This is a genomic window from Nocardioides caricicola (assembly GCF_039541135.1).
Classification (GTDB): domain Bacteria; phylum Actinomycetota; class Actinomycetes; order Propionibacteriales; family Nocardioidaceae; genus Nocardioides; species Nocardioides caricicola.
This window is the reverse complement of the sequence record NZ_BAABFQ010000010.1, coordinates 244,830-260,042: the sequence shown is the minus strand read 5'-3', so window position 1 is coordinate 260,042 and position 15,213 is coordinate 244,830. Positions and strand designations below refer to the sequence as shown.

The 15,213-nt window shown below is 73.4% G+C and carries 12 protein-coding genes; 5 read left to right on the top strand and 7 right to left on the bottom strand.

The window, feature by feature from the left end:
- Positions 1-31: 31 nt before the first annotated feature.
- The gene (locus tag ABD875_RS22100; protein WP_345182409.1) at positions 32-1,162 is read left to right on the top strand and encodes a TetR/AcrR family transcriptional regulator; all 1,131 of its coding nucleotides are present in this window, start codon (positions 32-34) and stop codon (positions 1,160-1,162) included.
- Here ABD875_RS22100 and ABD875_RS22095 read toward each other — a convergent pair.
- Entirely contained in the window at positions 1,128-2,345 is a 1,218-nt protein-coding gene (locus ABD875_RS22095; protein WP_345182408.1) for an oxygenase MpaB family protein, read from the bottom strand. The two genes, ABD875_RS22100 and ABD875_RS22095, sit on opposite strands and share 35 nt — an antisense overlap.
- A 305-nt stretch (positions 2,346-2,650) precedes the next feature.
- On the opposite strand from ABD875_RS22095, the gene ABD875_RS22090 reads away from it, so the two are divergent.
- From ABD875_RS22090 to ABD875_RS22080, 3 genes are read left to right on the top strand one after another with little or no spacing between them, the layout of a single operon-like run.
- Entirely contained in the window at positions 2,651-4,129 is a 1,479-nt protein-coding gene (locus tag ABD875_RS22090; protein ID WP_345182406.1) for a DUF3375 domain-containing protein, read from the top strand.
- Positions 4,126-4,830 (top strand): DUF4194 domain-containing protein, encoded by a 705-nt coding sequence (locus tag ABD875_RS22085; protein ID WP_345182404.1) that lies wholly within the window; start codon positions 4,126-4,128, stop codon positions 4,828-4,830. The genes ABD875_RS22090 and ABD875_RS22085 overlap by 4 nt, the downstream gene beginning before the upstream one ends.
- A gap of 2 nt (positions 4,831-4,832) precedes the next feature.
- Complete coding sequence (locus tag ABD875_RS22080; protein ID WP_345182403.1) at positions 4,833-8,267, top strand: ATP-binding protein; 3,435 nt, start codon at positions 4,833-4,835, stop codon at positions 8,265-8,267.
- A 2-nt stretch (positions 8,268-8,269) separates the two neighbouring features.
- Here the strand turns inward: ABD875_RS22080 and ABD875_RS22075 are convergent, their stop codons facing one another.
- The 3 genes from ABD875_RS22075 to ABD875_RS22065 all read right to left on the bottom strand — a co-directional run bounded on the left by ABD875_RS22075 (position 8,270) and on the right by ABD875_RS22065 (position 11,070).
- The gene (locus ABD875_RS22075) at positions 8,270-9,136 is read right to left on the bottom strand and encodes a universal stress protein (RefSeq protein ID WP_345182402.1); all 867 of its coding nucleotides are present in this window, start codon (positions 9,134-9,136) and stop codon (positions 8,270-8,272) included.
- 146 nt (positions 9,137-9,282) lie between these two features.
- Positions 9,283-10,299, bottom strand: coding sequence for an alcohol dehydrogenase AdhP (gene adhP / locus ABD875_RS22070; protein ID WP_345182401.1), 1,017 nt, complete (start codon positions 10,297-10,299; stop codon positions 9,283-9,285).
- 33 nt (positions 10,300-10,332) lie between these two features.
- Entirely contained in the window at positions 10,333-11,070 is a 738-nt protein-coding gene (locus ABD875_RS22065; RefSeq protein WP_345182399.1) for a hypothetical protein, read from the bottom strand.
- Between the two features lie 222 nt (positions 11,071-11,292).
- Here ABD875_RS22065 and ABD875_RS22060 point away from each other — a divergent pair, with 222 nt between their 5' ends.
- Complete coding sequence (locus tag ABD875_RS22060; RefSeq protein WP_345182397.1) at positions 11,293-12,231, top strand: universal stress protein; 939 nt, start codon at positions 11,293-11,295, stop codon at positions 12,229-12,231.
- Positions 12,232-12,277: 46 nt separating this feature from the next.
- Here the strand turns inward: ABD875_RS22060 and ABD875_RS22055 are convergent, their stop codons facing one another.
- From ABD875_RS22055 to ABD875_RS22045, 3 genes are all read right to left on the bottom strand, one after another.
- Positions 12,278-12,670: a pyridoxamine 5'-phosphate oxidase family protein gene (locus ABD875_RS22055; RefSeq protein ID WP_345182395.1), complete on the bottom strand. Its 393-nt coding sequence runs from the start codon at positions 12,668-12,670 to the stop codon at positions 12,278-12,280.
- Positions 12,667-13,548: a universal stress protein gene (locus ABD875_RS22050; protein WP_345182393.1), complete on the bottom strand. Its 882-nt coding sequence runs from the start codon at positions 13,546-13,548 to the stop codon at positions 12,667-12,669. The genes ABD875_RS22055 and ABD875_RS22050 overlap by 4 nt, the downstream gene beginning before the upstream one ends.
- 112 nt (positions 13,549-13,660) lie before the next feature.
- Complete coding sequence (locus ABD875_RS22045) at positions 13,661-15,031, bottom strand: MBL fold metallo-hydrolase RNA specificity domain-containing protein (protein ID WP_345182391.1); 1,371 nt, start codon at positions 15,029-15,031, stop codon at positions 13,661-13,663.
- Positions 15,032-15,213: the final 182 nt, after the last annotated feature.

Below are 15,213 nucleotides of genomic sequence, written 5' to 3'. Positions count from 1 at the left end.
TTCCCATCTAACACGCTGGTTGACTGAGCCCATGTCGACGAGGCCCCGCAACCGCCGCCAGCTCATCGTCGACGCCGCCGGACACGTCTTCAACGAGCGCGGCTACCACGCTGCGTCGCTGGAGGAGATCGCCGCCCGGGTCGGGATCACGGCGCCAGCGCTCTACCGGCACTTCTCCAACAAGTACGAGCTGTTCGCCGAGTGTGCGGGCTTCATGGCCGACGGGCTGGTCGAGGCGCTCGACGCGCAGCCGGACGACGCCGGCATCGAGGACCTGCTCCGGGCGGCCGCGCGGGTGACGATCGCGCACCGGAGCACCGGTGGGGTGTACCGCTGGGAGGCGCGCTACCTCCAGCCCGACGACCGGCAGGTGCTGCGCGGCAAGTTCGAGCACGTCGTGGACCGGGTCGCGGGCGCGGTGGAGCCGGCGCCGCTCGACGCCCACCTGCGCGCGGTCGCCGCGCTGGGCGCGATCGGCTCGATCACCATGCACCGCACCCGGGTGTCCCCGCGCCGGGCGGAGGAGGTCCTGGTCTCCGCGGCGCTCGGCGCCGCCCACGCGCGGTCGGTCGCCGCCGCGCCCGCGACCGTTCCGACCGCGCCGGAGCCGCGCAAGCGCCGCGAGCAGATCCTGGCGGCGGCGATCCCGCTGTTCGCGCGCGACGGCTTCCACGAGGTCACGCTCGGGCAGGTCGCGGACGCGGTCGGCATCGCGACGTCCGCGATCTACCGGCACTTCCCGGCGAAGGTCGACATCCTGGCCGCCGCCTGCCTGCAGGCCGCGGCACTGCTCGACCAGGCGGTGGCCGAGGCCGGCGACTCGATCGAGGCGCTCGCGGCGGTGTACGTCGACTACAGCTTCGAGCACCGCGACCTGACGAGCGTCGCCGAGGCGGAGATCGTCGGCCTGCCGCCCGCCCAGCAGCGGCCGGTGGTCGCGGCGCAGCGCGACCACCTCGCGGTGTGGGAGCAGCGGCTGGTCGCCGTACGCCCCGAGCTGGACCACGCCCGCGCGCGGGTGCTCGTGCACGCGGGTCTCGGGGCCGTGGTGGAGGCCGGTCGCCGGCTGCGGTGGCAGGACACCCCGGAGAACCGGGGTGCCGTGCAGTCGCTGCTCCTCGCCGTCCTCAGACCCCCGGCCGGTTCATGTCCGGGATCGTGATCGGCGTCGTCTGCCCGTCCTGCCCGCGGTTGAGGAAGGCCATGGCGAGCGCGCGCAGGAGCTGGTCGAAGACGTAGAACCCCGCCGGCGCCACGGGGATCAGGCCCTCGCGGAAAGCGATGTACGCCGGCCAGCCCACGCGGATCGTCGCGGCGGAGGCGTAGTCGCGCCTGAGCTCGAGCCAGTCGGCGATCTCGTTGCCGAGCGTGTAGCGCACGAACTCGTTGAGGAACCCGCGGGTGACGCCGAGGTCGACCTGCGCGGTCAGGCCGAGCAGGACCTCGGCGAGCTCGCGGCCCTCGGGCGTCACCGCGAGGATCGGGGTCAGCACCTGGGCCGACTGGGCGTGCGCCGCCGCCCAGGTCGCCGGGATGTACTCGTCGCGCACGCCGAGGAAGTGCAGCGCCACCTGCCACGAGTGCAGGAAGGCCTCCTCGTCGGCCGCGGACATGCGCACGCCCCAGTCCTTCATCTTCTTGTGCGCGAAGGTGCCGGTGCTGTGGAAGGTGACGAGGATGTCGGCGTTGCTGATCGGGATCTGCTCCTCGGCCACGGCCTTCCAGTACGGCGACTGGGGGAGCAGGTGGCGGACGGCCGCGTGCACCATCCGCGTCTTGTTGGAGGTCACCACGAACTGCCCGCTGGGCTCGAACGCGTTGAGGTCGCTGAGGTCGTAGCCGAAGCTGAACGTCTTCGCGGCGCGGTCCTGCATGTCGGCGCCACCCTTGGACCAGTAGACCGACTTGGCCTCGCGCGGGATGACGGTGCTCATGATCCCGCCGCCCAGTCCGTAGATGAAGAACAGGTAGGTGTCCTTGCGCCGGTTGAAGTCGGCGGCGCGGCGCAGCTTGGTCATGTCCGCCCAGGCCGGCATCTTCACCGCATCGCCGAGGTACGCCGAGAGCTCCGGCGGCAGGCCGGTGGGCAGCGGGTCGTTGTTGTCGACCCGGGGGAGGATCGCCTCGTTGACCGCCGGCACCTGACCGTTCTGGATGACCGAGGCCATGATCCGGTCGATCGTGTCGTCCCAGACCCACTGCGGGTCGACGCCGCTGCCGGTGCCGAGCACGGAGCCGGCCGGCGACCACGACCAGGCCGCCGGCGGGAGCGCCGCGCTCGCGGCGCTGGTGAGGCCGAGGGCGGCTCCGAGGGTGAGGACACCGCGCCTGTTGATCTGGGGCATGAGGCCACCTGCTTTCCCGGGAGAATGTGAATTCTGATTAACATATGACTGTGGCGGGCGTCACGCAACCCCTCCGGCACAAGGCGTGTCGCACCGATCACGCCGCCCGGTCGGCCTAGGGTCGGAGCGTGGCTGACCTGACCGAACCGTGCCCCAACTGCGGAACGATGCTGCGGTGGGAGACCTCGCACGAGCGCTGTGACGGGTGCGGGTGGATCCGCCCCTGCTGCGAGGGCGCGCCCTGCCCTGTCTGAGGCCCCCTCTAGGGTGTCGTCGCAGCGCAGGTCGATCGGGGGGAACGGGCAGTGAGTGAGATCGGGGGCGAGCTCGCCCGCGTCAAGGGCGCGTTCGCGCAGCCCACGCTGACCCTGCTCCACCAGCGCCAGGCGCCAGTGGTGATCACGATCTTCCGCGCGGCCTTCGGGCGCAACAACAGGCCGATCCCCACCGCCCGCCTGCACACCCAGGTCGAGGAGCACCTCGCCGAGATCCGGCGTACCGGCGAGCAGGACGTGCCCACGGGCACCGGTCGCGAGATCTGCCAGCGCTGGATGCGCGGCCAGTGGCTGGTGCGCTCGCTGGACGAGGGCGGCAACGAGGTCTACGTGCTGACCTCGCACGCCCAGCAGGCACTCGAGCTGGTGAAGAACCTCGCGCGCGACCGGGCCACGCTCAGCGAGCACCGGATCACCACGATCCTCGGGACGGTCCGGCGGTTCAACTCCGAGGCCAACCCCGACCGGTCCGCCCGGGTCACGATCCTCAACGAGGAGATCGCCCGGCTGCAGGCCGAGCGCGACCGGCTGGTCGACGGCGCCGACCTGGTGGGGGCGACCGAGGACTACATGCTCGAGGGGTTCACCGAGCTGCTGTCGCTGATCTCGGCGCTGCCGAGCGACTTCGCCCGGGTCGAGGAGCGCTTCGCGACGATCCGCACCGAGATCCTGGCCGCGTTCCGCGCCGAGGACCGGCCGGCCGGCGAGGTGATCGACGACTACCTGGCCCGCGCCGACGCGCTGATGACCGCGACCCACGAGGGACGTGCGTTCGAGGGCGCGTTCGCGCTGCTGCGCGACGACGCGCTGGTCACCCAGCTGCGCGAGGATCTCACCGCCCTGCTCGAGCACCCGATGTCGGACCGGATCCTCAGCGACGCCGAGCGCGCCGAGCTCCACGGGACCGTGCGACTGGTGCGCGACGGGCTCGACCGCGTGCTCGCCCAGCGGTCGCGGGTCACCGCGACGCTGAAGGAGTACATCGTCTCCCACGACGCGGCCCGCGACCGCGAGCTCGAGCAGACGCTGCGCCAGGTCGAGTCCGAGCTGATGACCTGGGTCGCGACCACCGGCCCGCGCGCCTCCCACGACGTGCCGCTGCTGCCCGCGCGGGTCACCGTCGACCACCTGCGCGAGCGCTTCTACGACCCGGCCGACGACGTGCTGCCCGAGCGGATCGTCACGCCCGACGCGGACGACGCGCCGCCGGTCTCGCTCGCCGACCTGGTCGCCCAGGGCGGCCCCAAGCTCGCCTCGCTGCGCGAGCGGCTGGACGCGGCGCTCACCTCGCTCGACCCCGCCGCGTCGCTGGGCGCGCTGTTCGACGACTTCGAGCCGTCGCTGCGCCGCCCGGTCGAGATCTTCGGCCTGCTCCACCTCGCGGCGGACCGGGGCTGGCGCCCCGACGACACCGTCGAGCCCTACGCCGCCGTACGCCCCGACGGGAGCAGGCGCACCTTCGCCGTGCCCCGCACCCCGCTGCCCGACCCGGACCTGGAGAACGCATGACCGTGGACCTCGACATCGACCTCGACGTCGACAGCGAGCTGGAGATCGAGGCCGACGTCGCCGACGACTCCGTCTCGCTGTTCGAGGGCGACGAGGGCGGCCTGGAGTACGCGCAGCGGCACGCCCTGGTCACGCTGCTCAAGCAGCGCTTCGTCAGCGCCCGCACGCACCCGCGGGACTGGCAGGTGCTGGTCGAGCACGAGCGGCTGCTGCGCTCGCGGCTCAACGAGCTGTTCCTCGAGCTCCAGGTCGACCGGGTCCGCGAGGTCGCGTGGAAGCGGCAGGCGACGTCCGAGACCGGCGGGCGCTTCCCGACGCTGCTGTACGACGCCGCCTGGTCGCGCGAGGAGACGCTGGTGCTGGTGCACCTGCGCGACCGGCTCCGCTCGGGTCTCGCCGGGGGCGACACCCGGGTGTACATCGACCGCGAGGACATCGTCGGCTACGTCGCGAGCTTCCGCCCGCCGCACGCGACCGACGTCGCCGGTGACGAGAAGCGGGCACGCAACGCCGTCGCGGGCATCGTGAAGGCGGGCCTGCTGATCGGCACCGCGACCGACGAGCGGTTCGAGATCAGCGAGGCCGTGGAGTCGCTGATCCCGCTCGAGCTGCTGCAGGAGCTGCTCGAGGCGTTGGTCCGCGCGAACGCGAGCGACGTACCCGTCGAGTCCGACGACGCCGACCTCTTCGAGGAGGAGTGAGCATGTCCATCGACGAGATCGAGCACGTCTCCCCGGACGGCCTCTTCGAGCGCAGCGACGTCGCGACGCCGGCCGACGACACCGTGCAGTGGCGCGCCGCCCTGCTGCAGCTGGTGAACTGGGGCGGCTTCGGCGGCCTCACCTCGGTGCCGCTGCGCGGCGACGCGACGATGATCTCCGGTGCCTCGGGCGTCGGGAAGAGCACGATCCTCGACGCCTACACCGCGCTGATGATGCCGTCGGACACCAAGTTCAACGGCGCGTCGAACGACGCCGTCGCCGGGCGCGCCCGCGGAGAGGGGCAGCGCAACCTGCTGTCGTACCTGCGCGGTGCGGTCGACGTGGTCGACGACCCGCGCACCGGCCGGCCGGTCGAGAAGCTGCTGCGCGGCAAGGGCGCCGACACCTGGGGCGCGATCGCGATGACGTTCGTCAACGACCAGGGCGGGCGCTTCACCGCGCTGCGCACCTACTACGTGCCCCGCCGCGCCACCCGCTCGAGCGACGTGCAGATGCAGCTCGCCACGCACGAGGGCGCGCTCGCGCTGGACGCGCTCGAGGTCGCCGTGCCGGAGCGGTTCCACGCGAACACGCTCAAGAAGCTGTTCCCCGGCATCCGCGTGCACCGCACGTACGCCGAGTTCGCCGCGGTGCTGCACGCCCGGCTCGGCATCGGCGCCAACGGCGACGGCGCCAAGGCGCTGCGGCTGCTGGCGCGCATCCAGGCGGGCAACCAGGTCCGCAGCGTCGACGAGCTCTACAAGGACATGGTGCTCGAGCGGCCGGCGACGTACGCCGCAGCGGACCGCGCGATCGAGCACTTCGACGACCTCGACACCGCCCACTCGGCAATGCGCACCGAGGAGCAGAAGCTCGAGCTGCTGGCGCCGATCACCGACCTCCACGAGCGCAAGGTGGCCGCGACGCGGCGGCTCGCCGAGCTGGACTCGTACGGCGTCACGCTGGCCGGTGACACCCCGCTGCGCAAGTGGCTGCTCAGCACCCACCTCCGGCTGATCGAGAGCGCGGTCGTCACCAACCGGGCCGACCGTGCGACCAACGGCGATCAGCTCGCAGCGACGACGTCCGCCGAGCGGTCGCTGCTGATGGACCTCGAGGCGGCCAAGGAGTCGCACCGCGCCGCCGGCGGCTCGAGCCTCCAGGCCCTGGCGCTGTCGCTGGAGCAGGAGCAGGTCGTCCGCGAGGACCGGCTCGCGCGCCGCACCGTGCTGCAGGAGCGGCTGCTGCCGCTGATCGACGCGAGCGACGCGCAGGCGCCGGACATCGACGCCGCCCTGATGTCGGTCGAGGCGTTCACCGTGCTGCAGCTGCACGCCCAGCAGTGGCTGGCCGGCTGGCAGCGCGATCAGGAGCGGATCCGGCAGGAGCGCGACGGCGTGCTGCGCCGGCAGTTCCCGCTCAGCGAGCGGCAGTCCGAGCTGCGCCGCGAGCGCGCGTCGCTGGAGAGCCGCTCCGGCCGGGTGCCGGCCCGCATGCACGAGCTGCGCGCCGAGGTCGCCCAGGCGAGTGGCATCGACGTCGCGGAGCTGCCCTACGTCGCCGAGCTCGTCGACGTGGCGCCCGACGAGTCGCGCTGGCGGGTGGCGATCGAGACCGTGCTCGGCGCCAGCGCCCGGATGATGCTGGTGCCGCTGGACCGGCTCGAGCAGTTCTCCTCCGCGATCGACGGGCTGCGGATGCGCGGCCGGCTGGTGTTCGAGGGCGTCGAGCTCGACCTCCCGGACCTCGGACCGGCCGACCCCGAGCGGGTCGCGGGCAAGCTGCTGTTCCAGGACTCGCCGTTCAGCGGCTGGGTGCAGGCGCACGTCGACGACCCGGCGCGCAACGCGCTCTGCGTCGAGGACGCCGCCGGGCTCTCCGGCCCGGGCTTCCGGGTGACGCTGGCGGGCCAGACCCGCAACGGCCGCCGCGGCGCGCACGGCCGCAACGACCTGCGCAGCATCATCGGCTTCTCGAACGCCGACGCGATCGCCGAGATCGACGCCGAGCTCGCGAGCACGGGCGAGCAGCTCGACGCGATCGCGGCCGAGGCCGCCGAGCTCGACCGCCGCGCCCGCGTGCTGGAGCAGCAGCGGACGTCGTACGACGCCGTCGCGACCGCGCGCTTCGACGACTTCGACGTCGACGGCAGCGACCGGCGGATCGCCGACCTCGAGCGGCGCCGCTCCGAGATCCTCGGCTCCGACGACCAGCTGCACGCGCTGGAGGCGCAGATCGCGGACCTCTCCGCGCGGCTGGAGGAGACCCGCCGCACCCGTTACGGCGTCGAGGAGCGGCAGCGCGAGCTGAACGCCGCGCACGCCGAGCTGGTCGACGCCGAGGACCACGTGAAGGACCGGCTCGACGCGATGGACGTCGAGCTCACCGAGGAGCAGGAGGCGGCGCTCGCCGCCGACTTCGCGGCCGCGGCGGCGCCCGCGGACCCCGACGACCTCGACCGGTTCGCCGAGACCTCGCAGCGGCTCGCCGAGCGGCTGCGCGACGCGGTCGCCGACGCCGAGACCGAGATCGCCCGGGTCGACGAGGACCTGGCCCAGGTCTTCCGGGTCTACAAGTTCCAGTGGGACTCACCGAACCTCGGCGCCACCGCGGACTCCTACCCCGACTACGCCCGGATCCTCGAGGAGATCCGCGGCAAGGGCCTGGCCGCCCGGCGCTCCGAGTGGCGCCGGCGGCTCACCGAGTGGAGCGGCCAGGACCTCGTCCCGCTCGTCGGCGCGATGGCCGCCTCGATCGAGGAGATCGAGGACCGGCTCGGCCCGATCAACGCGATCCTGCGGCGCCTCGAGTTCGGCGCCTCGGGCGACCGGCTGCGGATCCGGCTGCGCCGGCTCGCCCCCGCCCACGTGCAGGCGTTCATGAAGGACCTGCGCGCGCTGTCGTCGGCCACCACCACCGACCTCGACGAGGCCGCGATGGAGAAGCGCTTCGCCGACCTCAGCCGGTTCATGAACCAGCTGCGCAAGCCCAGCCAGGTCGGGGGAGTCGCGGCAGCGCTCACCGACCGCGACCGGCTGCTCGACGTACGCCGGCACGTCGAGATCAGCGCCGAGCGCTACGACCACCTCACCGGCGAGCTGCGCGCGACCTATCGGACCCTGGGGGAGAAGAGCGGCGGCGAGAGCCAGGAGCTGGTGGCGTTCATCGTCGGCTCGGCGCTGCGCTTCCGCCTCGGCGACGAGATGCGGTCCCGCCCGCGCTTCGCTCCGGTCTTCCTCGACGAGGGCTTCGTGAAGGCCGACTCGGAGTTCGCCGGCCGCGCGGTGCAGGCCTGGCGCGGGCTGGGCTTCCAGCTCGTCGTCGGCGTCCCGCTCGACAAGGTCACCGGACTCGAGCCGCACATGGACGAGCTGCTCGCGATCACCAAGAACAGCGCGACGCACCAGTCCTGGATCACGTCGATCGCCGACGCCTGAGCTCAGGCGCCGGGGTCGACCACCAGCACGGGGCACCGGGACTCGTGGAGCACGGCACGGACGATCGAGCCGAGGTGTCGGTTGAGGCGCGTGTGGTGCCGGCCCACGACGATGAGTGACGAGAGCGCCGATTCCGTCACAAGGGTGTCGGCAGCCCGGCCGTGCCGGACCGACAGCTCGACGGGCACGCCGCTGAACTTCCTCTCCAGCGGCGCCAGCTGCGCGCGGATCTCGTCGGCCAGCTCGCTGGAGTGGTGCGACTGACGCTCCCCCTCGAAGACGACACCGTCGAACGCCTCGCTGTAGCGCCACGCGTGGACCACGCGGAGCCCCACGCCGCGCCCCTGCGCCTCCTCGAACGCCGCCTGCAGCACGGTGGCCGAGCTGCCGTCGAGGTCGACGCCCACGGTCACCGGGCCGGTTCCGGGCTCGGACCAGTCGGCGGGCACGGCGACCACCGGCGTGTGGGAGCGCGCGGTGACGGCGCTGGCGACCGAGTACGTCGGGATGTGCCGGTGCTCGCCCATGCGCTCGGGCTGGAGCACGGCCAGCGCGGCGTCGCGGGTCGCGTCCGCCAGCGCCGCCCCCGGGTGGCCGACGACGAGCTCGCTGGTGACCGATCCCTCGGTTCCGAGCTCGCCACGGACCTGGGTCTCGAGGTCGGCGAGCATCTGACGGGCCCGGACCACGATGGGTTCGGTGGTGGCGGCGTTCAGGTTGCCCTCGCTGATGAGGACCGGGTGCAGCACGTGCACCAGCGTCACCGGGAGGTGGCGCCGCTTCGCCTCGGTGACCGCGAAGCGGACCGCGGCCGCACTGTCCTCGGCGTCGGCGACCGCGACGACGATCCTGAGCTGGGTGTTGTCCATGACGCCCTCCTGACTGCGAGATCCGATACCTCCAGGCTCCGCCGGCCGCGGCGACCCGGGTAGGGGCGTTGGACCCGGTCCGACCGGGAACCGGACATGGCCGCTCCCCGGTCCGGGACAGGGAGACCGGGGAGCGGCGGGGGAGGTCAGAACTCGAACACGATCCGTGCGGTCGTCCGGCCGGCGAGGACGTCGTCGATCGAGGCGTTGACCTCGTCGAGCTTGCGCGTCTCGGCGATCACCCGGGTGCGGCCCCGCGCGTGCAGGTCGAAGACCTCGACGAGGTCCTGGCGGGTGCCGACGATCGAGCCGATGACCGAGATGCCCTTGAGCACGGTCGGGAAGATCGGCAGGCTCATCGGGCCGTCCTGCTCGGGCGGGAGCCCCACGCAGACGAGGCGGCCACCGCGACGCAGCGCGGCGAACGCGCTCTCGAACACGTGCGGGATGACCGCGAGCACCACGGCGACGTCCGCGCCCCCGAGCTCGGTGATCGCGGCGACCGGGTCGGTCTTCCCGGCGTTGATCACGTGGTCCGCGCCGAGCTCGGCGGCGAGCTCGAGCTTCTGGTCGTCGATGTCGACGGCGATCACGGTGGCGCCGACGAGGCGGGCGTACTGCACCGCGAGGTGCCCGAGCCCCCCGATCCCGAAGACCGCCACCCGCTCGGCCGGCCGGATGTGCGCGACCTTGATCGCCTTGTACGTCGTGACCCCGGCGCACGTCAGAGGCGCGGCGTCGTGGGGACTGACGCCGGCCGGTACCCGGACGACGTAGTCGGCGTCGGCGACGGCGTACTCGGCGAAGCCACCGTCGACGGAGTAGCCGGTGTTGCGCTGCTCCTCGCACAGGGTCTCCCAGCCGGACACGCAGTGGTCGCAGTGGCCGCAGGCGTGGCCGAGCCAGGGGATCGCGACGCGCTCGCCCACCCGCGCGGCGTCGACGCCGGCCCCGACCTGCTCCACGATGCCGACACCCTCGTGGCCGGGGACGAACGGCGGGGCAGGCTTGACCGGCCAGTCGCCGTGCGCGGCGTGGATGTCGGTGTGGCACAGGCCGCTGGCCTCGATCCGGACCAGCACCTCACCCGGGCCGGGCTCGGGGACCGGACGGTCCTGGAGCTCGAGCGGCTCGGTGAAGCTGGTGACGACTGCTGCCTTCATGACTACTCCTCGGTGGTGGGGTTGGTGGGACGATCAGGAGCGGCGCAGGCAGAGCACGCCGCCTGCCGCGGCCGCGACGAGCAGGACGACGCCGGTCGTCAGGAGCACCGGGCCGGCGGTGTTCAGGACCGGGGCCTCGGCGCCGACGGCGACGTCGGCCGCCACCGGCGTGGTACCGGACGCGTTCATGACGACCAGCCGCCAGCTGCCGGGCCGGGGGTCCCAGGTGAGCTCCTGGGGCCCGGCGCCGACCGTCGAGGCGACCCAGAAGTCGGCGTCGGCGGGGGCGACCCGTGGGGATCCGCCGTCGACGAACCGGCTCGTCGTCACGTCGGAGTACGGGTCGGTCATCGTCGTCCGCGCGACGTCGCGGAGGTAGTGGGTGACGTCATCGGCCGAGGCGATGCCGACGAACACGCCCTCGGTCCCGGTCGGGACCGCGGTGACGTGGAAGCGTCCGAGCATGCGGTGCGGCAGCGAGAACCCCATCGGGCCCTGGTGCACCAGCACGGTGTCGGACTGCACGGCGTACCCCGGTGAGGTCCACTCGGTGGTGTCGCTCATCAGGTAGCCGTTCCCGTCCCGGGCCATGGTGTCGGCGCCGACCGCGATCGCGCCGGCCGCCAGCAGCGCCCAGCCGGTCAGCAGCAGCAGCGCGGAGACCACGCCGAGGAGCACACGTGCGCCCGTCCCGAAGCGGGCCTTCTCCGGGCGCGGGAGAGGGGCGCCGGTGGAGCTGGTGGTGCCGGTGGTGACCGTCATGACGTCCACGACCTCTGGGTGTAGGAAGCTCGCTCACGTCCAGGCTGCTGCCCGGGCTGGGGTGGGGGCAGGGCCCTACGTCACGGCCCGACCGTGACCTTCGTCCGGCCCACGGCCGAGGTGCGGCGCCGCGCCGATCGGCCTCGCGCCTCGGGGCCCTTGGTCCCTGGAGCGCCGGCCGGCGCCGGTCGAGCATGGAGGTGAGGAGCCATCTCGGCTGAGGAGGAGACCATGAACGCCATCAGCACCCGAGGGTCTGTGGTCGTCGGCGTCGACGGCACGGCGACCAACCGCGGCGCGCTGCGCTACGCGGTGCAGGAGTGCCGTCGTACCGGCGCCGCTCTCGAGCTGGTCCACGTGCTGCCGGACCTCGTCGCGGTCTCGCCGCTCGTCCCGATGGTCCCGGCGGACCTCACGCCCTCCGGTGCGGCCGTGCTCGCCCGGGCCGTGGCGGACGTGCGGGCACTCGGCACCGCCGTCGAGCCCACGACGCGGCTGCGCCACGGCACCCGCGCTGCCGAGCTGCTGCGCGCGGCCGAGGACGCCCGGGCGCTGGTCGTCGGCCGCGACGACCGCCCGGTGGGGTACCGCCTCGTCGACGGCGACACCGCCACGCGGGTGGCGGCGCGGGCCTCGGTGCCGGTGGTCGAGGTCCCTCCCGAGTGGCGTGAGCGCGGCGTCACCGAGCCGGACGGCGGCGTCGTGGTGGTCGGCGTGAAGTCGCCGGCCCACGCCGCCGCGGTGCTCGGCCAGGCGTTCGCGGTGGCCGACGTCCGCGGCGCCCGGCTCGTCGTGCTGCACGCGTGGCACCTGCCCAGCGCCTACGACGACATCATCGAGGGCCGCGTCGCCCGCGAGCAGGTCGAGCGCGAGGGGACGGCGGAGGTCCAGGAGCTGCTGCACCCGTGGCTGGTCGCCTACCCGGACGTCGCGGCCACCGTGCGCATCGTGCACGACCGGCCCGCCCACGCCCTGGTGGCCGCGTCGCGGGAGGCGGACCTGCTGGTGATCGTGCGCCGCGGGCACGGTGTCCCGGCGGCCGTGCACCTGGGCGGTACGGCGCGTGCTGCCCTGCGGCACGCGGCCTGCCCCGTGATGGTCGTGCCGCCGAGCCAGGTCCCGGACGCGCCGCCCCTGGCCCTCGAGGCCGAGGGCCAGGCCATGAAGTGACTCGCTGACGTGCTCGCTGTCGATCGGAGCCGCCGGTCAGAGGCGGTCAGAGACGGCGTCCGGTCACCTCGTCGGGCTCGACCCGGACGAACATGCTGAACGGGCCGGCCGGCCAGAGCCGGATCTCCATCGCCTGGTCCGGGACGTCGTGGATGTCGACGGGCTGGGCGGTGCCCTGCACGACGACGCTCCAGGCCGAGCGGTCGCTGCCGTCGAGGTGGTCGACCTCGACCGCGACCCGCCCACCCCGGCACTGCTGGCCGAGGGCGGAGGACGGGTGCACGCGGAACCACAGCGCGCCGTCTACGACGGTGAAGTTCACGGGGACGACGGCGGCCGTGTCGCCGGTCGCCCAGGCGACCCGGGCGATCTCCTCGTGCTCGAGGAGGCGCCAGCAGTCGTACGCCGTCAGGATCGCAGGAGACGGGATGCCGGTCATGACGTCCCCCCGACCGCGACCGGCACGTCGGGCACGACCACGACGGGGCAGGTCGCCTGCTCCACCACGGGGGCCACGACCGAGCCGAGCTGGAGCTCGGTGACCGGGTGCCGGTGGTGGGACCCGAGCACCACCAGGTCCATGGCGCGGGCGGCACGCAGCAGGGCGTCGGAGGGCACGCCGCGCGCGATCGCCGTCCGGAGCTCCACGTCCGGGTGCTCCTCGCTCAGGCCCGCGATGGTCTCGGCCATGGCGAGGCGCTGCTCGACCTCGTCGGTGGGGACTCCGTAGAGGGACTCGGTCGCGACGTGCACGATGCTGAGCGGCAGCTGCCGCCACGACGCCTGCTGGAACGCGAACCGGAGGGGCGCGAGGGAGTGCTCGGTGTCGTCGATCCCGACCAGGACGCCGTCGCCGGTCCGGCCACGGCGGGTGCTGTGCACCACGACCGTGGGGCAGGGCGGGCGCCGGACGACCCCGGTCGCGACCGTCCCGAACAGCACCGACCACAGGGTCCGGTGCTGGCGCGAGCCGATGACCAGCAGGCGCGCCTCGCGCGCCGTCGTCTGGAGGGAGCCGCGCACCCCGCCGCCGCACAGCGTGGTGCGGACGGGGACGTCAGGCTGCCGGGTCGCGACGCGCGCCCGGGCCTGGTCGAGCACCAGGTCGGAGTTCGGTGGGCCGGCTGGCACACCGATCCGCCGGTCGCGACCCTGCGGGTCGTGCCAGAGCTGCTCGTCGGGACCGAGCACGTGCACGAGCGTGATCGCCCGGTTCTCCAGGGCGGCCTGGTCGGCGGCCCAGTCGGCGGCGTCCTGCCAGGTGTCGTGGGCGCCCACGCCCACCACGATGGTCCCAGGGTTGAGGGCGTCGTTCATGGTGCACCTCCTCGACGATGTTCTGACCTTGGTCCCATCGTCCTCCGCACCGGAGGCCGGCGGGAGAGTCCGACGCCGACCAAGTCCGGGACGAACGTCCCGGACCGAGGCGTCAGTCGAGGCGGACCCGTTCGTCGAGTCTCGGGACGACCGCCAGCCAGCCCAGGTCGGTGCGGATCCGGCGCGCGAGCGCCGCCGACGACTGGGGCTCACCGTGCACGACGTACACGACGTCGGGAGCGCTGGGGGCCGAGCAGAGCCAGGCCATCAGCTCGTCGGCGTCGGCGTGCACCGAGAACGTCGGTACGTCCACGACCTCGGCTCGCACGGGGACGTACCGGCCGTGGATCTTGAGCTCGCGGGCACCGTCCAGCAGCTGCCGGCCGCGGGTGCCCACGGCCTGGTAGCCGGTGAGCACGACGCAGTTGCGCGGGTCGGGGAGCTGGTGGGCGAGGTGGTGGACCACGCGCCCTCCGGTGGCCATGCCGGAGGCCGAGATGATGATGCACGGCTCCGTCGGCTGGTTGAGGCGGATCGACGCGGCCGCGTCGGCGACCGCCTCGAGATGCAGCTCGCCGATCGCGGTCCGGAGGTCGGGCCCCGACCTCCGAGCTCCCGCGAACGCCCGGCGGTAGACCGCGAGTGCGGCGAGGGCCATCGGGCTGTCGAGGTGCACGCGGACCCGCGGGATCTGACCGGTGCTCATCAGACGGTGCAGCTCGATGAGGACCAGCTCCGTGCGGTCGACCGCGAACGCCGGGATCAGCACCGAGCCGCCGCGCGCGACCGTCCGGCGCACGGCCGAGGCCAGCAGCTCCGGATCCGCGGGCTCGTGGTGCCGGTCGCCGTACGTCGACTCGACGACCACCGTGCTCGCGGCGGGGCGTGGCCCGGCGGGCCGGATCAGCGGGTGGTTGCCGCGGCCGAGGTCGCCGCTGAAGACGATCCGGTGCCCGGCGACGTCCAGAAGCGCGCACGACGAGCCGAGGATGTGCCCGGCGGGGGTGAGCAGCCCGGTGATGTCCGGCGCCAGGTCGACCCTGGACTCGTAGGCGACGGGCGCGAGCAGCGGCAGGGTGCGCTCGACGTCCCCCAGGTCGTACAGCGGGAGGGCCGGCCGGTGCTTCGAGTAGCCGCGCTCGTTCGCCAGCCGGGCGTCCTCCTCCTGGAGGTGGGCGCTGTCGCGCAGGACGATCTCGACGAGCTCCGCCGTCTCCGGGGTGCACCGGATCGGCCCCGTGAAGCCCTCGCGGACCAGGTGCGGCAGGTAGCCGCAGTGATCGAGGTGGGCGTGCGTCAGGACCACCGCGTCTAGGGCGGCCGGGTCGAGGTCGGACGGGTGCCAGTTGCGCCGGCGCAGCTCGGCCAGTCCCTGGTAAAGCCCGGCGTCGACGAGGACGTCGCTCTCGCCGGTGGAGACCGCGAACCTGCTGCCGGTCACCGTGCCGGCGCCGCCGAGGAACGAGAGCGTGGGGCTGGTCATGGCAGCGACGGTCCCGCCCCGGGCCGCGATCCGGCAGGGCGGTTGGTCCGCGGGGGCCGATGACCTTCGGCCCGGGCGTCGTCAGCTCCTCGTGCGCCGGACGAGCCGGTAGAGCTCGTCCACACCCACGAACGGGAACACGGCGAGGACGGCGAGCACACGCGCGAGTGGCCGCGACGACC